Origin of the sequence: Acetobacterium malicum subsp. dehalogenans DSM 11527 (assembly GCF_000472665.1) — a bacterium.
In the GTDB taxonomy this organism is placed as follows: Bacteria; Bacillota; Clostridia; order Eubacteriales; family Eubacteriaceae; genus Acetobacterium; species Acetobacterium malicum.
In genome coordinates this window covers 19,959-37,449 of sequence record NZ_AXAC01000030.1, presented here as the reverse complement: position 1 = coordinate 37,449, position 17,491 = coordinate 19,959, and the positions used below count along the sequence as shown (strand labels likewise).

The following is a 17,491-nucleotide window of genomic DNA, read 5'->3' as shown; positions in this document are numbered from 1 at the left end:
TTTATTTTCAGTTGTGATATAATGATTAAAACATTTAAGCAAAAGGATGATTCATGAACAATAATAAACTTGACTTATTGCACTTTCTCGCCCAGAATGGCGATCAAAACGCCATTCTGGAATTGGCTGATTTCTATTATTATAAAACCAACAAACAGGATCTATCCCCGGAAGTATTTCAACGGGTTAAGGACTATTATTACCAATTGGCTGAACAGGGGCATGATCACGCCATGGCAACCCTGGGTTGTCTGTACTATGAAGGGGTTAATCTGCCCCAGAATTTTAAACAGGCTAAACACTGGTTTGAAAAAGCCGCTGCACAAAACAATCCGCTGGCTATCAATTATCTGGGTTATTGCCATTATTATGGCCGGGATATCCCCGTCGATTATGAAACAGCCTATTATTATTTTGCCAGAGCCGCCCAAATGGGTCATCACAACGGCATGTATAAACTTGGCGATATGTATTATAATGGTAACTTTGTGGCAAAAGACCCGGCGATTGCCTTTTTTTGGTTCAACGAGGCTGAACAGGTCACCGCCACAAGCAGCCCGGAGTATCCCAATATTGCTTACCGTATCGGCCATTGTTTGTTGCTGGGCCAGGGCGTCCCCCAAGATTTATTGGAGGCCCTGGCCTGGCTTCACAAAGCCGAATTAGGCTGCTATCAGTTAACCCGGAACGGCGATGCCTATGCCGGTCTTACCCTGGTCCGGGTTCATGAGGATCTGGGTATTTTGCGCCTACAGCTGGATGCTGAAGCTTCAGGTCATCACGCCGACCTGGGACATCATAATCCGTTGAATAATCCTTAATCAGGGTTGTCCAAAGCTACCATGATCCGATAAACAATTTAATCCAATGCTACCGTAACAAAATGGAGGTTACCTGATGCAAAGAGTACTTAATATTTTTCAAGACGTTCCTTACCGCAGTTCCCAGTTAGTGATGAAGCAAGTCGCCCAGGTGCTGCCGCTACCGATTCCCCCAGTTCTTCAGGGCCCTGGCATGGTTCGGCGTTTTCCCGAGGTTATCAAGATATCGGGAGTAACCAAGGTTCTGGTTGTCACCGACAAGCCCCTTTATTCCATGGGTTTACTGGATTCTTTTTTATGTGCCCTGGAAACCAACGGCATCGATGCCATTGTTTTTGACAAGGTTCAGCCCAACCCCACCTTCGAAAATGTCGAAGATGGTTTGGCCCTGTATTACAGCAGCAACTGCCAGGGCGTGGTGGCCTTCGGCGGTGGTTCTCCGATCGACTGCGCCAAAATCATTGCCGCCAAGGTCACCAACCGCAAAAGCATCGAAAAGATGCGCGGGCTTTTTAAACTGACCCGCCGACTACCGCCGTTTTTCGCCATCCCCACCACCTCCGGAACCGGTTCCGAAGCAACCATCTGCGCCGTGATTACCGACGTTAAAAATCACGCTAAATTTGCCATTAACGACCCTAAGCTGGTGCCCCTGGCCACAGTTTTTGATCCCGAACTGATGGTCGGACTGCCACCCTCCCTGACGGCCACCACCGGCATAGACGCCCTGACCCATGCGGTGGAATCCTATATCGGAAAATATGATACCGCCTTTGTCAAAGAAAAAGCCCTCAATGCCACCGAAATTATTATCAATAATCTGGAAGACACCTACCATAATGGCCAGGACCTTGAGCTGCGGCTGAAAATGGCCCAGGCCTCCTTTGATGCCGGACTGGCCTTCACCCGGGCCTATGTCGGCTACGTCCATGCCATCGCCCATGCCATGGGTGGTTTTTATGGAGTTCCCCACGGTTTGGCCAATGCGATTATTCTGCCTTATGTGCTCGATTTTTCAAAAAAAGCAGCCCAGAAAAAACTGGCTGAGCTGGCTTTTTATGCCGGTCTGGGTGAAGCCATGAACGATGATGAAACCCTAGCGGAGCTATTGATTGAAAAAATAAAAGCAATGAATGCCAACATGGGTATTCCCACCACCATTTATGCTCTGAAGGAAAAAGATATTCCTGAACTGGCCAAACGAATTCTTAAAGAAGGCAACCCCACCTACCCGGTGCCCCGGATTATGCATTATCAGGAATGCTGTGAGATTCTGACCCAGCTTTGTCCGGAAACGGCACCCGAGGCTTAATGAAGGTTCAGGTCTATCCCCCACCCTTTGCCAGCCTCACTGTTCTGGATGAGGATGGCATGATGGTACTGCCCCCCGGGACCCGGCTGTTCAGCGTTTATCGACGGCTGAAAATCCCCCTGGTGTTACAGCCGCTGGTGATCTGCCAGGTCAACTACCAGCGGGTGAAATTGAATACCCAGTTAAAAGACGGAGATGTGATCAGTTTTATGCTCCCCCTTACTGGAGGATGAGAGGTAATTTTTTGAAAGGCTATTGCGGCAAAATACTGATGGTGGATCTTTCCGATTCCACCTTTGAAGAAATTGAAATCCCCGACGTGATTTACGAACATTTTCTTTCCGGGGTGGGCCTGGGCGCCTATATCCTTTATAAATATATCCCCCAGGGAGCCGATCCCCTGGGGCCGAAGAATATCCTCGGCTTTGTCAGCGGACTCCTCACCGGTACCGGTAGTTTTATGACCGGACGCTGGCTGGCCGTCTGTAAGTCCCCCCTCACCGGTGGTTTCGGCGATGCCAATTGCGGCGGCACCTTTTCGCCGGCGCTCAAGCAAAGCGGCTATGACGGTATCTTTTTTAAGGGTCAGGCACCAACTCCCAAAATGCTTTTTATCGATAATAACGGCCCCCAGCTTCTGGATGCCAGTGATCTTTGGGGACTGGACACGGTGGCAACCGAAGCCGCCATCAATCAGAAAGTCACGACTAACAAAAAGTTGGCCATTGCCACCATCGGCCCGGCCGGCGAACACCAGTCGCTGATCGCCGGAATTTCCAACGATGGCGGCCGGATGGCGGCCCGGTCGGGAGTCGGCACCGTGATGGGGTCGAAAAAACTGAAGGCCGTGGTCCTGGCTGGTTCAAAAATGATCCGTTCCCAGGATCCCCAGACCCTCAAAGCGATCAGCCGGGATTATGCCCGAAAAATCAAGGCCGCCAATCTGCCCTCACTGGCCAGCGGGGCGATGCTGCCGATGATGGGAAAATCGATGGTCGCGACTGATAAGGCCATCCCCATTGACGGGATGTTATCCACTGCCATCATCAAAAAATGGGGTACTGGCTTTACCAACACCATGGGTATGACCATGGGCGACACCCCGGTCAAAAACTGGAAGGGTTCAGTGGTCGATTTTCCCCATCGCAAGTACCGTCATATGAATCCCGACCAAATCCAAAAGCATGAAACCAAAAAGTATCACTGTTATTCCTGCGTGATTGGCTGTGGCGGGGTCTGCGATATCAACGGCATCTCAAAAGGCCGTTTTTCGCACACTCATAAACCGGAATACGAAACCGTCGCCGCTTTTGGGTCACTGCTGTTAAATAAAGATCGCGATTCCATTTTTATTATCAACGAACTCCTCAACCGCGGCGGGATGGACAGTATTTCAGCTGGAAATACCATCGCCTTTGCTATGGAATGTTACGAAAAAGGCTGGTTAAGCCCGGAAGTCACCGGTGGACTGGATCTCACCTGGGGCAATACTGAAGCAATCGTCACCCTAGTCGAACAAATGATTGCCGGAGTCGGCTTTGGTGCCATTCTCCAGCACGGCGTTAAAAAAGCCAGTGCTATCCTGGGCCTTGAATCCGCGCCGCTGGCGATCCACGCCGGTGGGCAGGAACCGGGTATGCATGATCCCCGGCTGGATCCGATCCTCGGCATCCACTATTCCTGTGACCCGACTCCCGGCCGCCACACCATTGGTGCCGGCAGTTATTACACCTATATGCGAATCTGGGAAGATGTAACCTGGGCGCCCAAGGTTAAACTGGGTGAGGATAAAAACGATGAGTACGAGGCTAACAATCAGGTCGGCCTGAAATCAATGATCAACGCCTGTATCAAACAGATTCTCGATGGCTCCGGCGGCTGTTTTTTTGCGCTGGTCAGCGGACTGAATCACTTTAAACTTTTTGACTATCTCAACGCTGCCACCGGCTGGCAGAAAACCGCCAACGAATACATGACCATCGGTCTGCGGATGCAAACCCTACGCCAGGCCTTTAATGTCCGAGAAGGGATCAACCCTCGCGATTTTAAAATGAACCCACGTCTTAGCGGCAACCCACCCTTAACAACAGGACCTCTAAAAGGTAAAAGTTTTGATCTGGATGCCATGATGAGTGTTCACTACCAGTTTATGGGCTGGGATAAAAAAACCGGCATCCCCACCAAAACCGCCCTTGAGGACCTGGGCTTCTGCGATCTGGAAATGGAGGGCGTAACCCATGGCTGATAAGAAAAAACCCGTCATCGATTATGAGCTCTGCATGGCTTGCGGTATCTGCTCTGGTGATTGTCCACTGAGCTGCATCGCCCTGCGTAAAACCGATATCGACCGCTACCAGAAAGCCTACCCCGTGCTGGATGAATACTACCGCTGCACCGGTTGCACCCGCTGTGCCAAAGCCTGCCCGATGGAAGCGATCCGGATGATGTGATAAAAAAAGATGCTGCATGATTTTTACATCACTCAGCATCTTTTTTATTGTGCTATTTCACTTAATCAAGGCATACATACAATAGTCGGTGATCTTTCCGTTCTTGAATATTGCTTTCTTACAAACTCCTTCCAGTTGGAATCCGGCCTTTTCCAGGGCCTTCCGGGAGCCGACATTATCCACAAAAGGTCGGCCGTAAATTCTGAAAATATCAAAATTGGCGAATCCATTTTCACAGGTTTGAATAATGGCTTTGGTCATAATCCCTTTTCCCCAGAATGGTTCACCCAACCAGTATCCCAACTCGGCCGTCTTACAACTGACATCGTCCTGAATCAACAATCCCACCGAACCGATCGGCTCATTATCAATGACAATGGCTTTGATCGACTGTTTAGTCTGATCACGGTGCATGCACTGGTCGATAAACATGTGGGCATCGTCCAATGTGTAGGGTGATGGAAAAGAGTTTCTTAAGAAGCAGGCAACCTTGGGGTTATTGGCATAACGCACAAGATTTTCTGCATCATCCAGTTTCCAATCTCTTAACTCAAATTTCATCTTTCTTCCTCCTGTATGATATAAGTCATGTTATGCCAAACCAAATCTCTGACATCTGTCATTTTTTGGTCTGACTGCAACATGCGGGCTGACAAATTTATTTCGCTGTGAGCGGTCCAATCCTTTGCGCAAATTCGTTGGCACCCATAAGTCTGATCAGGATTCAATGGCAAAAGCCTCTTCATTGCTTTTAATAACACCACTCTTAATGATCGTTATCTTTTGCTCTTCAGTTAAATTAGTAACAACAATCGGGATGGCTGTTGAAGGGGCGTGATCTGCCAGATATTCCATATCCACCTTCATCAGAAGATCTCCTTTTTTGACCTTATCTCCGGTTTTGACAAAAACATCAAATCCCTGCCCTTCCAGTTTGACGGTATCAATCCCCACATGAATAAGTATCTCGGTGCCATCCAAACTGGTCAGTCCGATGGCATGTTTAGTTGGAAAAACTAGGGTAACATCGCCATCACAGGGGGCATAGATGGTATCGCCCGTGGGAAATATGACAATCCCGTCCCCCACCATTTTGCTGCTGAAGCCCTCATCCGGCGCTGCGGTAATACTCTGTAAATCACCATCGATAGGTGCGGAAAAAATTTCCCGGGTTTTTATTTTAGCTTCTTTCGTTTCAGTTATTACCTCTTTTTCAGGCAATTTTTCATCGATTGGGATCACTGTTTCCAGGTCACTTTCCGAGCTTTCCAGATATTCTTCCAATTTTGATTTTATAACGGTGACCTTCGGTCCGTAAATAACCTGAACCCCATTCCCTTTTTGGATGACCCCCACTGCTCCGGAAAGCTTGAGGATTTTTTCATCAACCTTTTCCCCATCCAGCACGGTCACCCGAAGCCGGGTTGCGCATGAGTCCAGATCACTGATGTTCGTCTTTCCACCTAACCCGTTGACAATCATTGCCGATCCAGGATCACTGGATCCAAGATTCTGATCCTTACCTTTATTTTTTTCTTTCTCATAATCGGCCCGGGTATAAAGCTTGGTTTCCTCGTCTTCCTCCTCACGACCCGGGGTTTTGAGATTAAATTTGTTGATTAAGATCTTAAATAAAAAATAATAGAGAATAAAATAACCGGCTCCCACGATAACAATATATATCCAATTTGTCTTGGCATTTCCCTGGAGAATGCCAAACAGGGTAAGGTCAATAATTCCGCCTGAAAAGGTCATCCCAACCCCAACATTCAGCATATGCATAAACATATAAGACAAGCCGGCAAAGATACAATGGATAACATATAAAAATGGGGCTACAAATAAAAATGTAAACTCAATTGGCTCGGTGATACCAGTGATCATAGCGGTTAGCGCCGCCGATATCAATAACCCCCCAACTGCTTTTTGTTTATTGGTTTTGGCGCATTTATACATGGCCAAAGCGGCCCCAGGCAATCCAAAAATCATAAACGGGAATTTACCCGACATGAAACGGGTGGCTTCCACTGAAAAGTGAGTGACATCAGGGCTTGCCAATTGCGCAAAGAAGATGTTTTGAGCCCCCTCAACCAAAACACCGTCCACCACCATTGATCCACCCAATCCGGTTTGCCAGAAAGGCAGATAAAAAACATGATGCAACCCAAAGGGAATCAATGCTCGTTCGATAAAGCCATAGATGAAGGTACCAAAATATCCGGATGCCACCACCAGACCGCCAATAGCATAAATGCCATTTTGAATAAATGGCCACAAAAAGAACATTAATCCACCAATAAATAAAAAGACCAGGGCCGTAATAATAGGGACAAAACGAGTGCCACCAAAGAATGATACCACCGGTGGGAATTCTACCTTGTAGAAGCGGTTATGTAGAGCGGCCGTTACCAAACCAACCAGAATTCCTCCAAATACGCCCATTTGCAATGATGCAATTCCTACCACCTCAGCAATTGATCCGCTTGGCAACATTTTGTTCGCCATCATCGGAACCATTGCGCTGCCGCTTTTCTCCGCGGCCAACTTAGCCAGATCATTGGCAGTTTGCAAGGTTTCTGGGGTATAGGTTCCGGTAATGGTAATCAGTGCCCCGATCACCGCATGCATGACTAAAAATCCAATTACGCCGGCCAGCGCAGCCACTGCTTTTTCTTGTTTAGCCATCCCAATGGCAACACCCATAGCAAAGATGATGGGCAGATTGGCAAAGATAATATTACCGGCCGCAAGCATGATACTAAGAATATCATTTACAATCGTTCCCGGCCCCATAACGCCCATCAGATTGTAGGATTCGAGCATGGTTACATTAGTAAATGAACCACCAATCCCCAATAGCAGTCCGGCCACCGGCAACAAAGCAATGGGCAACATGAAGGATCGCCCCACTCGCTGTAACACACCAAAAATTTTATCTTTCACAATAATCGCCTCTTTCTCCGGTCTTTTCTATTTTTTCTTCTTAAATAGTATTACCCCTTTTCTTTCAAAATATTGAAGAAGTTTTTTTTCATAAAAAAGACACCCATACCTGTAAATTGACCGCGCTGGCAAATTTACAGGTATGGGCGTCTAATCGTTCAGTAACGTAATTGAAATGTTTCAATTATCTAAAAATAATATCTTGATTTCAGATTTTTGTCAAGTTGATAACTTTAATTCCTGCCGAAATTTTACAGGCTGGGCAGGGTCCCGGAAATGACCGCTGGTGTCAGGGCGTTAATGACCGCCTGCATAATCCCGTTTGATGTATAGGTTGCTCCGGAAATGGTGTCAACCACCGGGGTCTGGGCGGCGATAATAGCTGCCGGCACCGCATCAATGGCCTTGCCATAATATTTTACATTGTTTTCGTTGTGAGAGACCACTGAAACAGCGGTAATCACATTTTCAGCCACTGTGACACTGACCGTCAGCTCCGGTCCATAACCTTCAGCCACACCGATATAGGTACCATCGCTCAAATCAACACTGTCCAAAAATAGATTGGCCTTGGTAACCACCGTATCGGTCACGGTTGAATCCGTCGTTGTTGCTGGAGTACTTTCAGCCGTGGCAGTGCTAGAATCTTCAGACGATACTGGATCGGTTTGACTATTCACAGCGGCAGCCGATACCGTTTCAGTTCCATACAATTTTGCCACCGAAGTCTCCACTTCCTTTAACGAACTATTAAAAAAAGCTTCCGGACCCATGATTCCGCCAACTTCCCAGAGATGGATTCCCAGAAAGACAATCAGCACCACCGTTAACCAGCGATGGGGTTTGATCCAGGTGCATTTTCGGGGAAACAATTTTCTGAGCATATAAGTTAGTCCCAACAGCACTCCCATTGCCATGCACAGGGTCCCAAAATTAAATGACAGAATGGCTCCCGAGGAAAAGAATCCATGGATACAGGCGGTGATTACAAAAGCGATTCCCATTGTTTTATGTGAATTTCTCAGATTACGGTTAATTTTAGCGATGAATTTATTTTTTCTTTGTCCCTTATTGACAATTCGCAATAAATAGATGATTGCCAGTAAAACGGCAAAAATGACGCTTAACCAGGCAGTTAATACATTAATGATAACGGTCATCTCAATTCCTCCTTTTTTTCTTATCATAGCAGACGATTATGACATCTTTGTGTCATTTTTAATTAGCTTATCATCCTTTTGTGATATCTATGTGACGAGGCGACCGGATTAATTATTGTTTAAGCTGATTCCCCAAACAAAGCTCCTTACATTTTAATCCATCCCAAAAAAATAAGACCTATTTAAAAATAGATCCTATCAATTAATAAAACATTGGCACTACACCAAAAAACAACATTCCCAAACCGGCTGAAATCAAAATAAGTTTGATCGGATGCAATTTAAACCGGAAATAGAAAAAGCTGCCAATGATAAAAATAGTAATTTCCAGATATTGAAGGCTGGCAAAAAAATCACCCACCGAGTGAATTTCAGCCCCCTCGCCAATAAACCCGGTGGACATCAGCAACAGCACCGCCGCGGCAATCAGACCAATCACCACTGGCCGCATGCCATAAAGGGTTCCCTGAACCCATTTATTCTGCTGAAAATTGGTAAATGCTTTAGCGATGAAAAGAATAATGATAAACGAGGGTAGCACCACGGCTGTGGTTGTTACCAGCGCACCTGGAAGTCCACCCATTTCCATTCCCACAAAAGTGGCAATATTCACCGCAAAGGGCCCGGGGGTGGACTCTGCCACAGCAATAAAATCGGTCAGTTCCAATAGCGTCAACCAGCCGTGGGCCACCACTTCCTGCTGAATCAGCGGAATCATGGCGTAACCACCGCCGATGGTAAATAAGCCTATTTTGAAAAAAGTGATAAATAGTTCCAGATACATTATTTATCCTCCCCGGTTTTTTTCCCGTTCGCAATTTTTCGATTCTGCCAGAGCTGATAAAAAAGACCGGTCACGGCACCACCTAACAACAGATAAATGACATTGATATCGGTAAATGAAGCCAGCCCAAAGGCCAGGATTAAAATCAGCACCGTCAGCGGCGTGTATTCTCCCTTTTTGCCCATCTTAACCACAGCCCCCAGGATTAAAACGATGACGCCAGCCCGAACACCTTTAAAGGCGTAGCCGACCCACTCAAGGCTTTGAAATTCCTGGAAAAACAGGGCAATGATACTGATAATCGTGAATGAAGGGATCACCACCCCCAGAGTGGCCGACAGGGAGCCCCAGAAGCCGGCGACCTTATAACCGACAAAGGTTGCCGTATTGATGGCAATGACTCCGGGGGTCGCTTCGGCAATGGCAAAGATATCTAAAATATCCTTGCTGTCAATCCAATGATGCCGCTCTACCGTTTCATACTCAATCAGCGGGATCATCGCATAGCCACCGCCAAAGGTGAACAGGCCGATTTTAAAAAAGGTGATAAATACAGTTAAAAGTTTTTCTTTTAGACTCGTCTTCGATTCCACGTGATTCCCCCTATAAGCTGATCCATTCTAATTTTTCCTGAAAACCGATCCTATCAGTGACACCCCACAAAACATAGTTTTCCAGCTCGGGATAATTTTTTATCACCACCGCCATGCTGTTACCGTCTACTACGATAAGAGCCCCCGGATTGATTGCTGATTCATTTTGACAGTCGACCTGAAATGCGTGCAATGGCAGTTTGAATCCCTTGCCGGTGTACTTCATATAGGCTTCCTTCAGTGCCCAGAGATCATAAAAACCTCGGGTCTGTTTTGCAGCCGGCAGTGCCAAGAGCCAATCAGCCTCTGAGGAAGCAAAAAATCGCCGGGCCAGTTTTAGATTCGGTCGCTCCATTTTTTGAATGTCCACCCCCACCGGCTGGAATCCGAGACCACAGACCACATAATGGCCCGAATGGGACAGGTTAAAATGAATGTCCGGATAATCTGATAACATCGGTTTACCATCTTCTCCTGGTGCTATCCTCAGCGTTCCACTGATGCCATGGACGCATTCCAGCGCTTGTTGAAGTAGCATTTCCGCGCCCACTGACAAAGCTTTAGCTCCCGGTGTTTTAAGCCGCGTGGCTTTTTCCCGCCGCGCTTGCGAGACCACTTGCATTGCTGTAGCCAAGCGGTGGGGCTCATTCAAGATCCTAACATCGGCGATAAATATTCGAGTTTTTGTGACTTCCATTTTCACTCCATTTTATGCCTGCTTCAGGCCATGTAATTCTTTGCTTCATAACAGGCGTCCTGTTCTCTGTTAGCTTACATTATACTATAAAAAGATAAGAGCAGACAAACAATGAGTCACTGTCGGTCTGCTCTAATCCCTATTTGTATCCATTAATTTCTGAATTTCTTGGCGGTTTTCTTCATTAATTGCTATTCTGAGCGCCGAACACGCACCGATGGTTTTTTTTCCTTGTAATAATTTTTCAGCAAAGGCCATACAGTTGTTTTCACCGCAGTTCTTACAACTCGTTTGAGGCAGGTATTCGTAAATATCAAAAACACTGATTTTCTGATCTGACATAATTAATTCCCCTTTTATACTCCATGATGACTGATCTTACACCAACCGCTATTGATGGAGCTAGACGGACTTCAAGATTCACATCAAATATTCTGTCGTCAGGCTATAGAATCTCCATCAAGGTTATGCCGCTCTGGTCAAATTTTGCAATCATTAAAATAAACATAAACTTCCTTACCAAATTCATCTTACTATTTCATAAAAAGCGCATTTTTTTCATAACAAATCCGTTCTATATTGATATCAATAATAAAATAGCAGACCGTTACAGATCTGCTATTTGTACTTCTCGCTTATTTAAAAAAATATGTGGAGAAATTAGATTTTTACATTTCAAGAAATAAAGGAACACATTTCTGCGAAAAAAAATTACTTTTTTTAAAAAAAGATTCTGCATAATCTTCAAATCCATTTCGCTTGTAAAACTTCAAAGCCTTCTCATCGTTTAAAGAATACAATGTAATATGTGTTGCGCCACAAATTTTATCGGTAAAAACTCTAACTGTATCAATGGCAGTCGAAATTAAAATATCGCTGTATGTCAAACAATCTTCAGACGATACTTCTTTTTGATATACTTTTTTCTGATATCTTTTGTCTAATGCTAACATGCTTATTTCAACGGCTGGATATTGTGTTTTTGATTTACTACTCTCTACTACAATACATGAGCAGGATAAAGAGAAATACCCTACAATCCTCGATTCATCCATATTATCAAGAAAAAGGTATGTAACCGCTTCTAAATCATTTATCGCTTTTTTAAACAAATATTCATTAAATACCTGATCTCCGCAATCAAAACCTATATTCCCCTCAATAAGATCACTTGATATTAATCTAATTTGTTTAGAGAATCCTAATTCCAATATCTAAATCACTTTCCTTCTGAATACATTTGCGCTATTCTGCGATGTCTATCCAATAAATCTTTCTTGGGTTTTGAATTAATAAACTTATCTGCTTTATCTTTTGGAATGAAAAGCGCTTGTTTATTTGTATTTCTTGTCCCAAGTTTACTATCACCTATCATAAAGTTTGATTTCGATAACGAGAATTCATCCATGTTCTTACTTAAAAAAATAGGATTTTTACTTGTTGACGTTTTATGCATACTTTCAGGAATACTATCATGCTTTAGTTGAAAATTCTCAATTTTCATTTTTCTCACCTCTTATCTGAGAAATTGGACCTAATTCATTTTCAAAATTATTTATATGCTCTGCAAGTATTTCCGATAAAACTTTAGCTAATTGAGGACTCATTCTTATTTTCGCAACTTTATCATAAGTTTTCTCAATATCTCCATTTTCATTCTGGTATACTGTTTCTCTCCCAAAATCAATTGAAAACTCAAATAAGGTTGAGTTTATACCTATACTATTGGTATAAAAATCTTTGCTTTTTGTTCCCATATTACCACCTTTACCTCAATATCACATTAAATGTTAAAGTTCTTTTCTTAGTAAGTTACTTCTTTCACAGTGATAGCTACAAATCATTTCCTTGGGTTTATCAACTGGAAACAATATATATTTTTTATGTTCTTCTTTTAGTATTTTCCCAAGATTTATTTCCATTTTAGCATAATCAGTATTTTTATCGAATTCTTTTATGATTTTTTCAATATCATTTGTAATCCCCATTATATATGCCTCCTTGTATGAATAAATCCACCATAGCCAATCAATCCCATGTACTGTTGAGCATAATTATAATAATCTCTAATTAAGGGTCTAAGATTATTATCATTCGAATAATCTTAGACCCTTAATTTTAGATTAGTTAGTGTTTCGATATTAAGTGGTCTCCCGTGAGTCTTCCATTCTTTATAATCTGCTAATTTCTGAGCAATTTCAACCGCCCGCCCTACCTTATCTTCTTCAGTAACATCAGTATTATCACTGTGTTTATCCCAATTTTTGAATTTATACCTCACTAACCAATCTTTTAGCAAATCGGTAGTTAGCTCAACCGCTTGTTCAAATGATCTTAATTCTGCTAAATCCATCTCTTTTAGCATTAAAAACTCAGCCTCACTTAATTGTTGAATTTGGGATTTTTCTACAAATTCCCTCATCTTATCCAAATAACCTAGCGCAGCTACATACTTTCCATCCTTATTCATTACTTGAGGATCAATCGGTCCCAAAACACTCGAATAATCCATATATATCGAGTCACCACTCATGCAAAATATTGTACCCGCACTATAAGCATAATCAGGAACTAAGAAATTAACTTCATTATATTTTGCTCTACAAATATTAACTAACCTCTCGACCACTTCTGCACTTCCACCAGTCGTGGTCAACATAATTAATAGTCTTCCGTCGTGTTTTTCGTTCTTATCTTCAATTAATTCTTCAACACATTCTAAAAAGACGCCAAGCAAATCATCAGAAATCGGACCGTTGATATATATCATATCAGACTTAAAATGGTTTTCAATTTCATTTAGTTTTTGATTTAAAACATTATGAATAAAAGTAATGATTTGCGGAGAACTCATTATTATTTCCTCTCATCAGCAAATTCGAAATGTAATCATTTGCAATCATCAAATATAATAAAATACGCTAATTTCGTCAACGCATCTGTATATACAGCTATATTACATCTTTAAACACAGTTTGTAAAGAAACATTCTTGACCTGATCGTGAAAAAAGTTCTTTTTTGAATATAGATACCCTATTTCCTGTTAATAATAGCATACGAACGTAAATTAAATATTAAAAAATCAACCACCCGAATGTGGTCATAAATTAACCTATCAAAAATATACAAAAATACCATCCAGAATGTTCAGAACTTCCAATTCGGCACCGTCATAATATGAAATATGAACAGCGCGCAGTCAGCTGAACAACTAGCAAACATAACCTCAGAGATTATTAAAGCAGACAATTCGTATAAGTCATGTCAGAATTATCCCTTTCGATCAAACCTCACTGTTGTCGCTCTAGCCGGTTGTAAATATCATTCAAGTAAAGCATTGCTAGCCGACGGCATCATTACCTAGTTATCAGAGCGCACAAGTCGTTGACAAACTTGGATCCGATTAACCGTTATGGTGGATGCTGATAAACAGATCCGCACCAGCATTATTGGCGATCACTGGCCAGTCTGACAGGTAAACATGATTGGGGACATACAATTCATGTTTTTGAATCACTAAAAGTCCAGGCTGCCACTAAGATTGACGGACTGTATGTGAGAAAAAGCCAGTCAAAAAAGCACGAAAAAAAGCCACAGATAAAATGCTGTGGAAACTTCTGGGAAACCGTTAAGGTTAGTCAGATGACAACATTCAATCTGTGGCTATTTAAGTACATTTTGGCAGAGGTAGCAGGATTCGAACCTGCGAGTGATGGAGTCAGAGTCCATTGCCTTACCGCTTGGCGATACCCCTTTATTCATTTTCTGTCCCGAAGGTACGCTAAACATTTTATCTGAATTTATTTCGATTGTCAAGGAAAATGAACAGTTGATTTGCATTTTTTATTGTTTTTTAGTGTTTTTATCTTTCCATTGTCTTTTCAGCGATGCCGAACACTCTTTTAGCATTTGCAGTCGTAATCTCCGCCACCGCTTCCACCGTGATCCCCCGGATCCGGGCAATTTCAGCAGCTACAAAACGCACATAAGCTGGCTCGTTCCGTTTGCCCCGATGGGGAGTGGGGGTCAGATAGGGACTGTCCGTTTCAATCAGCAACCGGTCCAATGGCATCATCGCAACAACTTCCGGCAGTTTCCGGGCATTGCTGAAGGTCAGCGGTCCGGAAATCGACAGATGGAAGCCCATGTCCAGAAAGACTTTTGCCATTTCCACCGAACCGCTGTAACTGTGCATAATGCCGCCGTACTCCGGCGTAAAGTATTCCTTTAAGATCTTAACCATATCCTCCATCGATTCCCGGTTATGGATCACAATCGGCAGCGCCACCGCTTTGGCGATGATAAGCTGACGAATAAAGACTTCCTGTTGGACATCCCGGGGGGAATAGTCATAGTGGTAGTCCAGACCGATTTCGCCGATGGCCACCACCTTTTCTTTGCTGGCCCATTCCGTTAACAGCGCATCGTGTTTGTGGGCATCGTAATCCTTGGCATCATGGGGGTGAATCCCAACGGTAGCATAAACCATCGGGTATTTTTCACTCATTGCCACGGCCCGGAAACTGGAAGCCTCATCAGCGCCGGGATTGATTATCAGCTCCACCCCGGCGGCCCGGGCGTTTTCCAGCACCGCTTCGCGGTCCTCATTAAATTTTTGATCGTCGATATGGGCATGGCTGTCAATTAACATCTATGCATCTCCTTTGCTTTTTCAATTAAAATATCTTTTTTGTTTTGATAGGCTTCCTCGATGACGCCTTCCAACAGTTGTTTAAGAATCCGGCCAATTTCGGCCCCGTTTTCTATCCCCAGGCCAATCAGATCATTACCGTTGACGGCCAGATCTTTCAGCGCGAAACAGGCCTTTTCGGCGATCACCTGATCCAGCAGTGCCGCCAGTCTTTCCAGCGACGCCAACCGTCCATGATACTCAGGGGCCTGAGCCAGGTTATCACCCCGCTTAATCGCAATCAGATCACGAAACAGTGGCTCTGTCAGGCAATTCAGCCAGCGCTTAACGCTGGTTTTATCGGCCTCAATCAAGGTATCGTGGTATTTTACCAGCAGACAGACCTGATCAACGGTATTTTTACTAATCCGCAAGTCGGTTAAGCGCTGCCGGGCCATCGCTTCCGATACCTTACTGTGACCTTTAAAATGGCCCACGCCGGCATCATCCCGGGTAAAGGTCTGGGGTTTTCCCAGGTCGTGAAAAAGCATGGCCCACCGCAACCGCGGCACCGGCGCCAGGGTTTCCATCGCCACTGCCGTATGGGTCAAGACATCATAGCAATGGTGAGGATTCATCTGATCAAAGTTTTTGGCCGGCAGTAGTTCCGGGATCACCACCCCTAAAACCGCTGTTTCTTCGAGAATGATCGCTTTGGCGTTTTTGCCGCAGATTAATTTATTCAGTTCAGTAGCAATCCGCTCCGCTGAAATATGACGGAGTTGTCCACAATTCTGCCGGATCGCGGTGCCAGTTTCGGCTTCCAGAGCAAAGCCCAGAACCGCGCCAAAACGCAGGCCCCGAAGCATTCGCAGGGCGTCCTCAGCCATTCTTTGGTGCGGATCACCAACCCCGCGGATGATCTTTTTTTTGAGATCAGCAGCTCCGCCATAAAGATCAATCAGACCTTTTTGGGGATGGTAGGCCATCGCGTTGATGGTAAAATCCCGCCTGGCCAGGTCATCGGCCAGGTTTCTGGTAAACGTCACCGCATCCGGATGACGGCTGTCCGAATACTCGCCTTCGATCCGGTGGGTGGTTATTTCGATCGCCATCTCCTCGATCACGACCGTTACGGTACCGTGGCGGATACCAGTTTCAACGACCCGGCAGCCGGCGAAACACGCAATTATTTCCGCTGGGGTAGCGTCGGTGGTCATATCAAAGTCTGTCGGTGGGGTATTCAGTAGATAATCCCGGACACAGCCGCCCACCAGATATCCACAGAATCCACAGCTTTCCAGTTGCTTAAAGGCCTTTTCTACCGGAACCGGGAGATTAAGCTTCATTACTTCCCAGACCGATGTCATCGGCAACGGCCCGCATTCCCATAATCGTTTCCTGCATCAGCTCATCTAGGGAATAACCGGCCATCTCGGCGCCTTTGGTGACCACCTCGCGATTGACCCCGGCGGCAAAACTGGCGGTTTTGAATTTCTTTTTCACCGATTTCAGTTCCAGGTCATTGACACTTTTGGAGGGCCGCATATAGGCGCAGGCAGTGATCAACCCGGCCAGTTCATCGGTGGCATAGAGAATTTTTTCCATTTGATGGGTGGGTTCCACATCTGCGCAGAGACCAAAGCCATGACTGACGACGCTGTTAATAAAAGCTTTCTCATAATCATTGGCTTCCAGTATTTCGACCACCTTAACGCAATGTTGCTCCGGATATTTTTCATAATCCAGATCGTGAAGCAGCCCGACAATCCCCCAATAGTCGGGGTCTTCCCCTTCCAGTCTGGCAAAATGTGCCATTACGCCCGAAACCGCTAGGCCATGATTGACCAGGGATTCACTTTCATTATATTCTTTCAACAATGCCAACGCTTTTTCTCGATCCATTTGTGTACTCATTTTATCTCCTCATCCTTCTTTCTAAATTATTCGGCTGATTGCCACTTTATCATCAATGAACAAAAATTGCCTTGCTGTCAGCAATAATCTTCTTTTTATTAAGTGTATTTTAACACAGTTTGTCGTTTACTGACAAAGCCTGTTTCAATTTATTCAGCTCATCACCACTCGCAAAAAGCCCTG

General features: G+C 44.6%; 21 protein-coding genes and 1 tRNA gene. 5 read left to right on the top strand and 17 right to left on the bottom strand.

The genetic code is table 11. The features are described from left to right. The first annotated feature begins 53 nt into the window (after positions 1-53). The 5 genes from A3KS_RS0112305 to A3KS_RS0112285 all read left to right on the top strand — a co-directional run bounded on the left by A3KS_RS0112305 (position 54) and on the right by A3KS_RS0112285 (position 4,583). Positions 54-821, top strand: coding sequence for a tetratricopeptide repeat protein (locus A3KS_RS0112305; RefSeq protein WP_026395176.1), 768 nt, complete (start codon positions 54-56; stop codon positions 819-821). A 76-nt stretch (positions 822-897) separates the two neighbouring features. Next, on the top strand, positions 898-2,133 hold the full coding sequence (locus A3KS_RS0112300) for an iron-containing alcohol dehydrogenase (RefSeq protein WP_026395175.1): 1,236 nt from the start codon (positions 898-900) through the stop codon (positions 2,131-2,133). Next, the gene (locus A3KS_RS0112295) at positions 2,133-2,366 is read left to right on the top strand and encodes a MoaD/ThiS family protein (protein ID WP_026395174.1); all 234 of its coding nucleotides are present in this window, start codon (positions 2,133-2,135) and stop codon (positions 2,364-2,366) included. Before A3KS_RS0112300 ends, A3KS_RS0112295 begins: the two co-directional genes overlap by 1 nt. Continuing rightward, on the top strand, positions 2,363-4,378 hold the full coding sequence (locus tag A3KS_RS0112290; protein WP_026395173.1) for an aldehyde ferredoxin oxidoreductase family protein: 2,016 nt from the start codon (positions 2,363-2,365) through the stop codon (positions 4,376-4,378). The genes A3KS_RS0112295 and A3KS_RS0112290 overlap by 4 nt, the downstream gene beginning before the upstream one ends. Then, the gene (locus A3KS_RS0112285; protein WP_026395172.1) at positions 4,371-4,583 is read left to right on the top strand and encodes a 4Fe-4S binding protein; all 213 of its coding nucleotides are present in this window, start codon (positions 4,371-4,373) and stop codon (positions 4,581-4,583) included. The genes A3KS_RS0112290 and A3KS_RS0112285 overlap by 8 nt, the downstream gene beginning before the upstream one ends. 57 nt (positions 4,584-4,640) lie before the next feature. Here the strand turns inward: A3KS_RS0112285 and A3KS_RS0112280 are convergent, their stop codons facing one another. The 17 genes from A3KS_RS0112280 to A3KS_RS0112200 form a co-directional block, all read right to left on the bottom strand. Then, entirely contained in the window at positions 4,641-5,144 is a 504-nt protein-coding gene (locus A3KS_RS0112280; protein ID WP_026395171.1) for a GNAT family N-acetyltransferase, read from the bottom strand. A gap of 156 nt (positions 5,145-5,300) precedes the next feature. Further along, positions 5,301-7,526, bottom strand: coding sequence for a PTS sugar transporter subunit IIABC (locus A3KS_RS0112270; protein WP_026395170.1), 2,226 nt, complete (start codon positions 7,524-7,526; stop codon positions 5,301-5,303). A gap of 251 nt (positions 7,527-7,777) precedes the next feature. Next, positions 7,778-8,686, bottom strand: a complete 909-nt coding sequence (locus A3KS_RS0112265) for an FMN-binding protein (RefSeq protein WP_026395169.1) — start codon at positions 8,684-8,686, stop codon at positions 7,778-7,780. A 202-nt stretch (positions 8,687-8,888) separates the two neighbouring features. Further along, positions 8,889-9,470, bottom strand: a complete 582-nt coding sequence (locus A3KS_RS0112260; protein WP_207725395.1) for a chromate transporter — start codon at positions 9,468-9,470, stop codon at positions 8,889-8,891. Next, complete coding sequence (locus A3KS_RS0112255; protein WP_026395167.1) at positions 9,470-10,063, bottom strand: chromate transporter; 594 nt, start codon at positions 10,061-10,063, stop codon at positions 9,470-9,472. Before A3KS_RS0112255 ends, A3KS_RS0112260 begins: the two co-directional genes overlap by 1 nt. Before the next feature lie 10 nt (positions 10,064-10,073). Then, the gene (locus A3KS_RS22665; protein ID WP_051355846.1) at positions 10,074-10,760 is read right to left on the bottom strand and encodes a 4'-phosphopantetheinyl transferase family protein; all 687 of its coding nucleotides are present in this window, start codon (positions 10,758-10,760) and stop codon (positions 10,074-10,076) included. Between the two features lie 132 nt (positions 10,761-10,892). Next, positions 10,893-11,102 carry a (Fe-S)-binding protein gene (locus A3KS_RS0112245; RefSeq protein WP_026395166.1) on the bottom strand — a complete coding sequence of 70 codons (210 nt, stop codon included), beginning with the start codon at positions 11,100-11,102 and terminating at the stop codon, positions 10,893-10,895. Between the two features lie 326 nt (positions 11,103-11,428). Further along, positions 11,429-11,971: a hypothetical protein gene (locus tag A3KS_RS0112240; protein ID WP_026395165.1), complete on the bottom strand. Its 543-nt coding sequence runs from the start codon at positions 11,969-11,971 to the stop codon at positions 11,429-11,431. Between the two features lie 8 nt (positions 11,972-11,979). Further along, a complete protein-coding gene (locus A3KS_RS0112235) occupies positions 11,980-12,264 on the bottom strand; it encodes a hypothetical protein (protein ID WP_026395164.1) in 285 nt (94 codons plus the stop codon). After that, positions 12,254-12,517, bottom strand: coding sequence for a DUF3467 domain-containing protein (locus A3KS_RS0112230; protein ID WP_026395163.1), 264 nt, complete (start codon positions 12,515-12,517; stop codon positions 12,254-12,256). The genes A3KS_RS0112235 and A3KS_RS0112230 overlap by 11 nt, the downstream gene beginning before the upstream one ends. Before the next feature lie 33 nt (positions 12,518-12,550). Then, positions 12,551-12,748 (bottom strand): hypothetical protein, encoded by a 198-nt coding sequence (locus A3KS_RS0112225; protein WP_026395162.1) that lies wholly within the window; start codon positions 12,746-12,748, stop codon positions 12,551-12,553. 116 nt (positions 12,749-12,864) lie between these two features. Next, positions 12,865-13,614: an SDH family Clp fold serine proteinase gene (locus tag A3KS_RS21150; protein WP_207637757.1), complete on the bottom strand. Its 750-nt coding sequence runs from the start codon at positions 13,612-13,614 to the stop codon at positions 12,865-12,867. A gap of 550 nt (positions 13,615-14,164) precedes the next feature. Next, positions 14,165-14,278, bottom strand: a complete 114-nt coding sequence (locus A3KS_RS24045; RefSeq protein WP_242834765.1) for an N-acetylmuramoyl-L-alanine amidase — start codon at positions 14,276-14,278, stop codon at positions 14,165-14,167. Positions 14,279-14,440: 162 nt separating this feature from the next. After that, a tRNA-Gln gene (locus A3KS_RS0112215) sits at positions 14,441-14,515 on the bottom strand. Positions 14,516-14,623: 108 nt separating this feature from the next. Further along, positions 14,624-15,412: a TatD family hydrolase gene (locus A3KS_RS0112210; RefSeq protein WP_026395161.1), complete on the bottom strand. Its 789-nt coding sequence runs from the start codon at positions 15,410-15,412 to the stop codon at positions 14,624-14,626. Further along, on the bottom strand, positions 15,406-16,740 hold the full coding sequence (locus A3KS_RS0112205; protein ID WP_026395160.1) for a CCA tRNA nucleotidyltransferase: 1,335 nt from the start codon (positions 16,738-16,740) through the stop codon (positions 15,406-15,408). Before A3KS_RS0112205 ends, A3KS_RS0112210 begins: the two co-directional genes overlap by 7 nt. Next, positions 16,730-17,308, bottom strand: a complete 579-nt coding sequence (locus A3KS_RS0112200) for an HDIG domain-containing metalloprotein (protein WP_026395159.1) — start codon at positions 17,306-17,308, stop codon at positions 16,730-16,732. Before A3KS_RS0112200 ends, A3KS_RS0112205 begins: the two co-directional genes overlap by 11 nt. Positions 17,309-17,491: the final 183 nt, after the last annotated feature.

Bases quoted from the DNA above. Each gene is read 5' to 3' on its own strand.
- A3KS_RS21150 (WP_207637757.1), bottom strand. From the start codon at position 13,614: ATGAGTTCTCCGCAAATCATTACTTTTATTCATAATGTTTTAAATCAA.
- A3KS_RS0112235 (WP_026395164.1), bottom strand. From the start codon at position 12,264: ATGAAAATTGAGAATTTTCAACTAAAGCATGATAGTATTCCTGAAAGT.
- A3KS_RS22665 (WP_051355846.1), bottom strand. From the start codon at position 10,760: ATGGAAGTCACAAAAACTCGAATATTTATCGCCGATGTTAGGATCTTG.
- A3KS_RS0112245 (WP_026395166.1), bottom strand. From the start codon at position 11,102: ATGTCAGATCAGAAAATCAGTGTTTTTGATATTTACGAATACCTGCCT.
- A3KS_RS0112260 (WP_207725395.1), bottom strand. From the start codon at position 9,470: ATGTATCTGGAACTATTTATCACTTTTTTCAAAATAGGCTTATTTACC.
- A3KS_RS0112225 (WP_026395162.1), bottom strand. From the start codon at position 12,748: ATGGGGATTACAAATGATATTGAAAAAATCATAAAAGAATTCGATAAA.
- A3KS_RS0112200 (WP_026395159.1), bottom strand. From the start codon at position 17,308: ATGAGTACACAAATGGATCGAGAAAAAGCGTTGGCATTGTTGAAAGAA.
- A3KS_RS0112290 (WP_026395173.1), top strand. From the start codon at position 2,363: ATGAGAGGTAATTTTTTGAAAGGCTATTGCGGCAAAATACTGATGGTG.
- A3KS_RS0112205 (WP_026395160.1), bottom strand. From the start codon at position 16,740: ATGAAGCTTAATCTCCCGGTTCCGGTAGAAAAGGCCTTTAAGCAACTG.
- A3KS_RS0112265 (WP_026395169.1), bottom strand. From the start codon at position 8,686: ATGACCGTTATCATTAATGTATTAACTGCCTGGTTAAGCGTCATTTTT.
- A3KS_RS0112285 (WP_026395172.1), top strand. From the start codon at position 4,371: ATGGCTGATAAGAAAAAACCCGTCATCGATTATGAGCTCTGCATGGCT.
- A3KS_RS0112295 (WP_026395174.1), top strand. From the start codon at position 2,133: ATGAAGGTTCAGGTCTATCCCCCACCCTTTGCCAGCCTCACTGTTCTG.
- A3KS_RS0112230 (WP_026395163.1), bottom strand. From the start codon at position 12,517: ATGGGAACAAAAAGCAAAGATTTTTATACCAATAGTATAGGTATAAAC.
- A3KS_RS0112280 (WP_026395171.1), bottom strand. From the start codon at position 5,144: ATGAAATTTGAGTTAAGAGATTGGAAACTGGATGATGCAGAAAATCTT.
- A3KS_RS0112300 (WP_026395175.1), top strand. From the start codon at position 898: ATGCAAAGAGTACTTAATATTTTTCAAGACGTTCCTTACCGCAGTTCC.
- A3KS_RS0112210 (WP_026395161.1), bottom strand. From the start codon at position 15,412: ATGTTAATTGACAGCCATGCCCATATCGACGATCAAAAATTTAATGAG.
- A3KS_RS0112305 (WP_026395176.1), top strand. From the start codon at position 54: ATGAACAATAATAAACTTGACTTATTGCACTTTCTCGCCCAGAATGGC.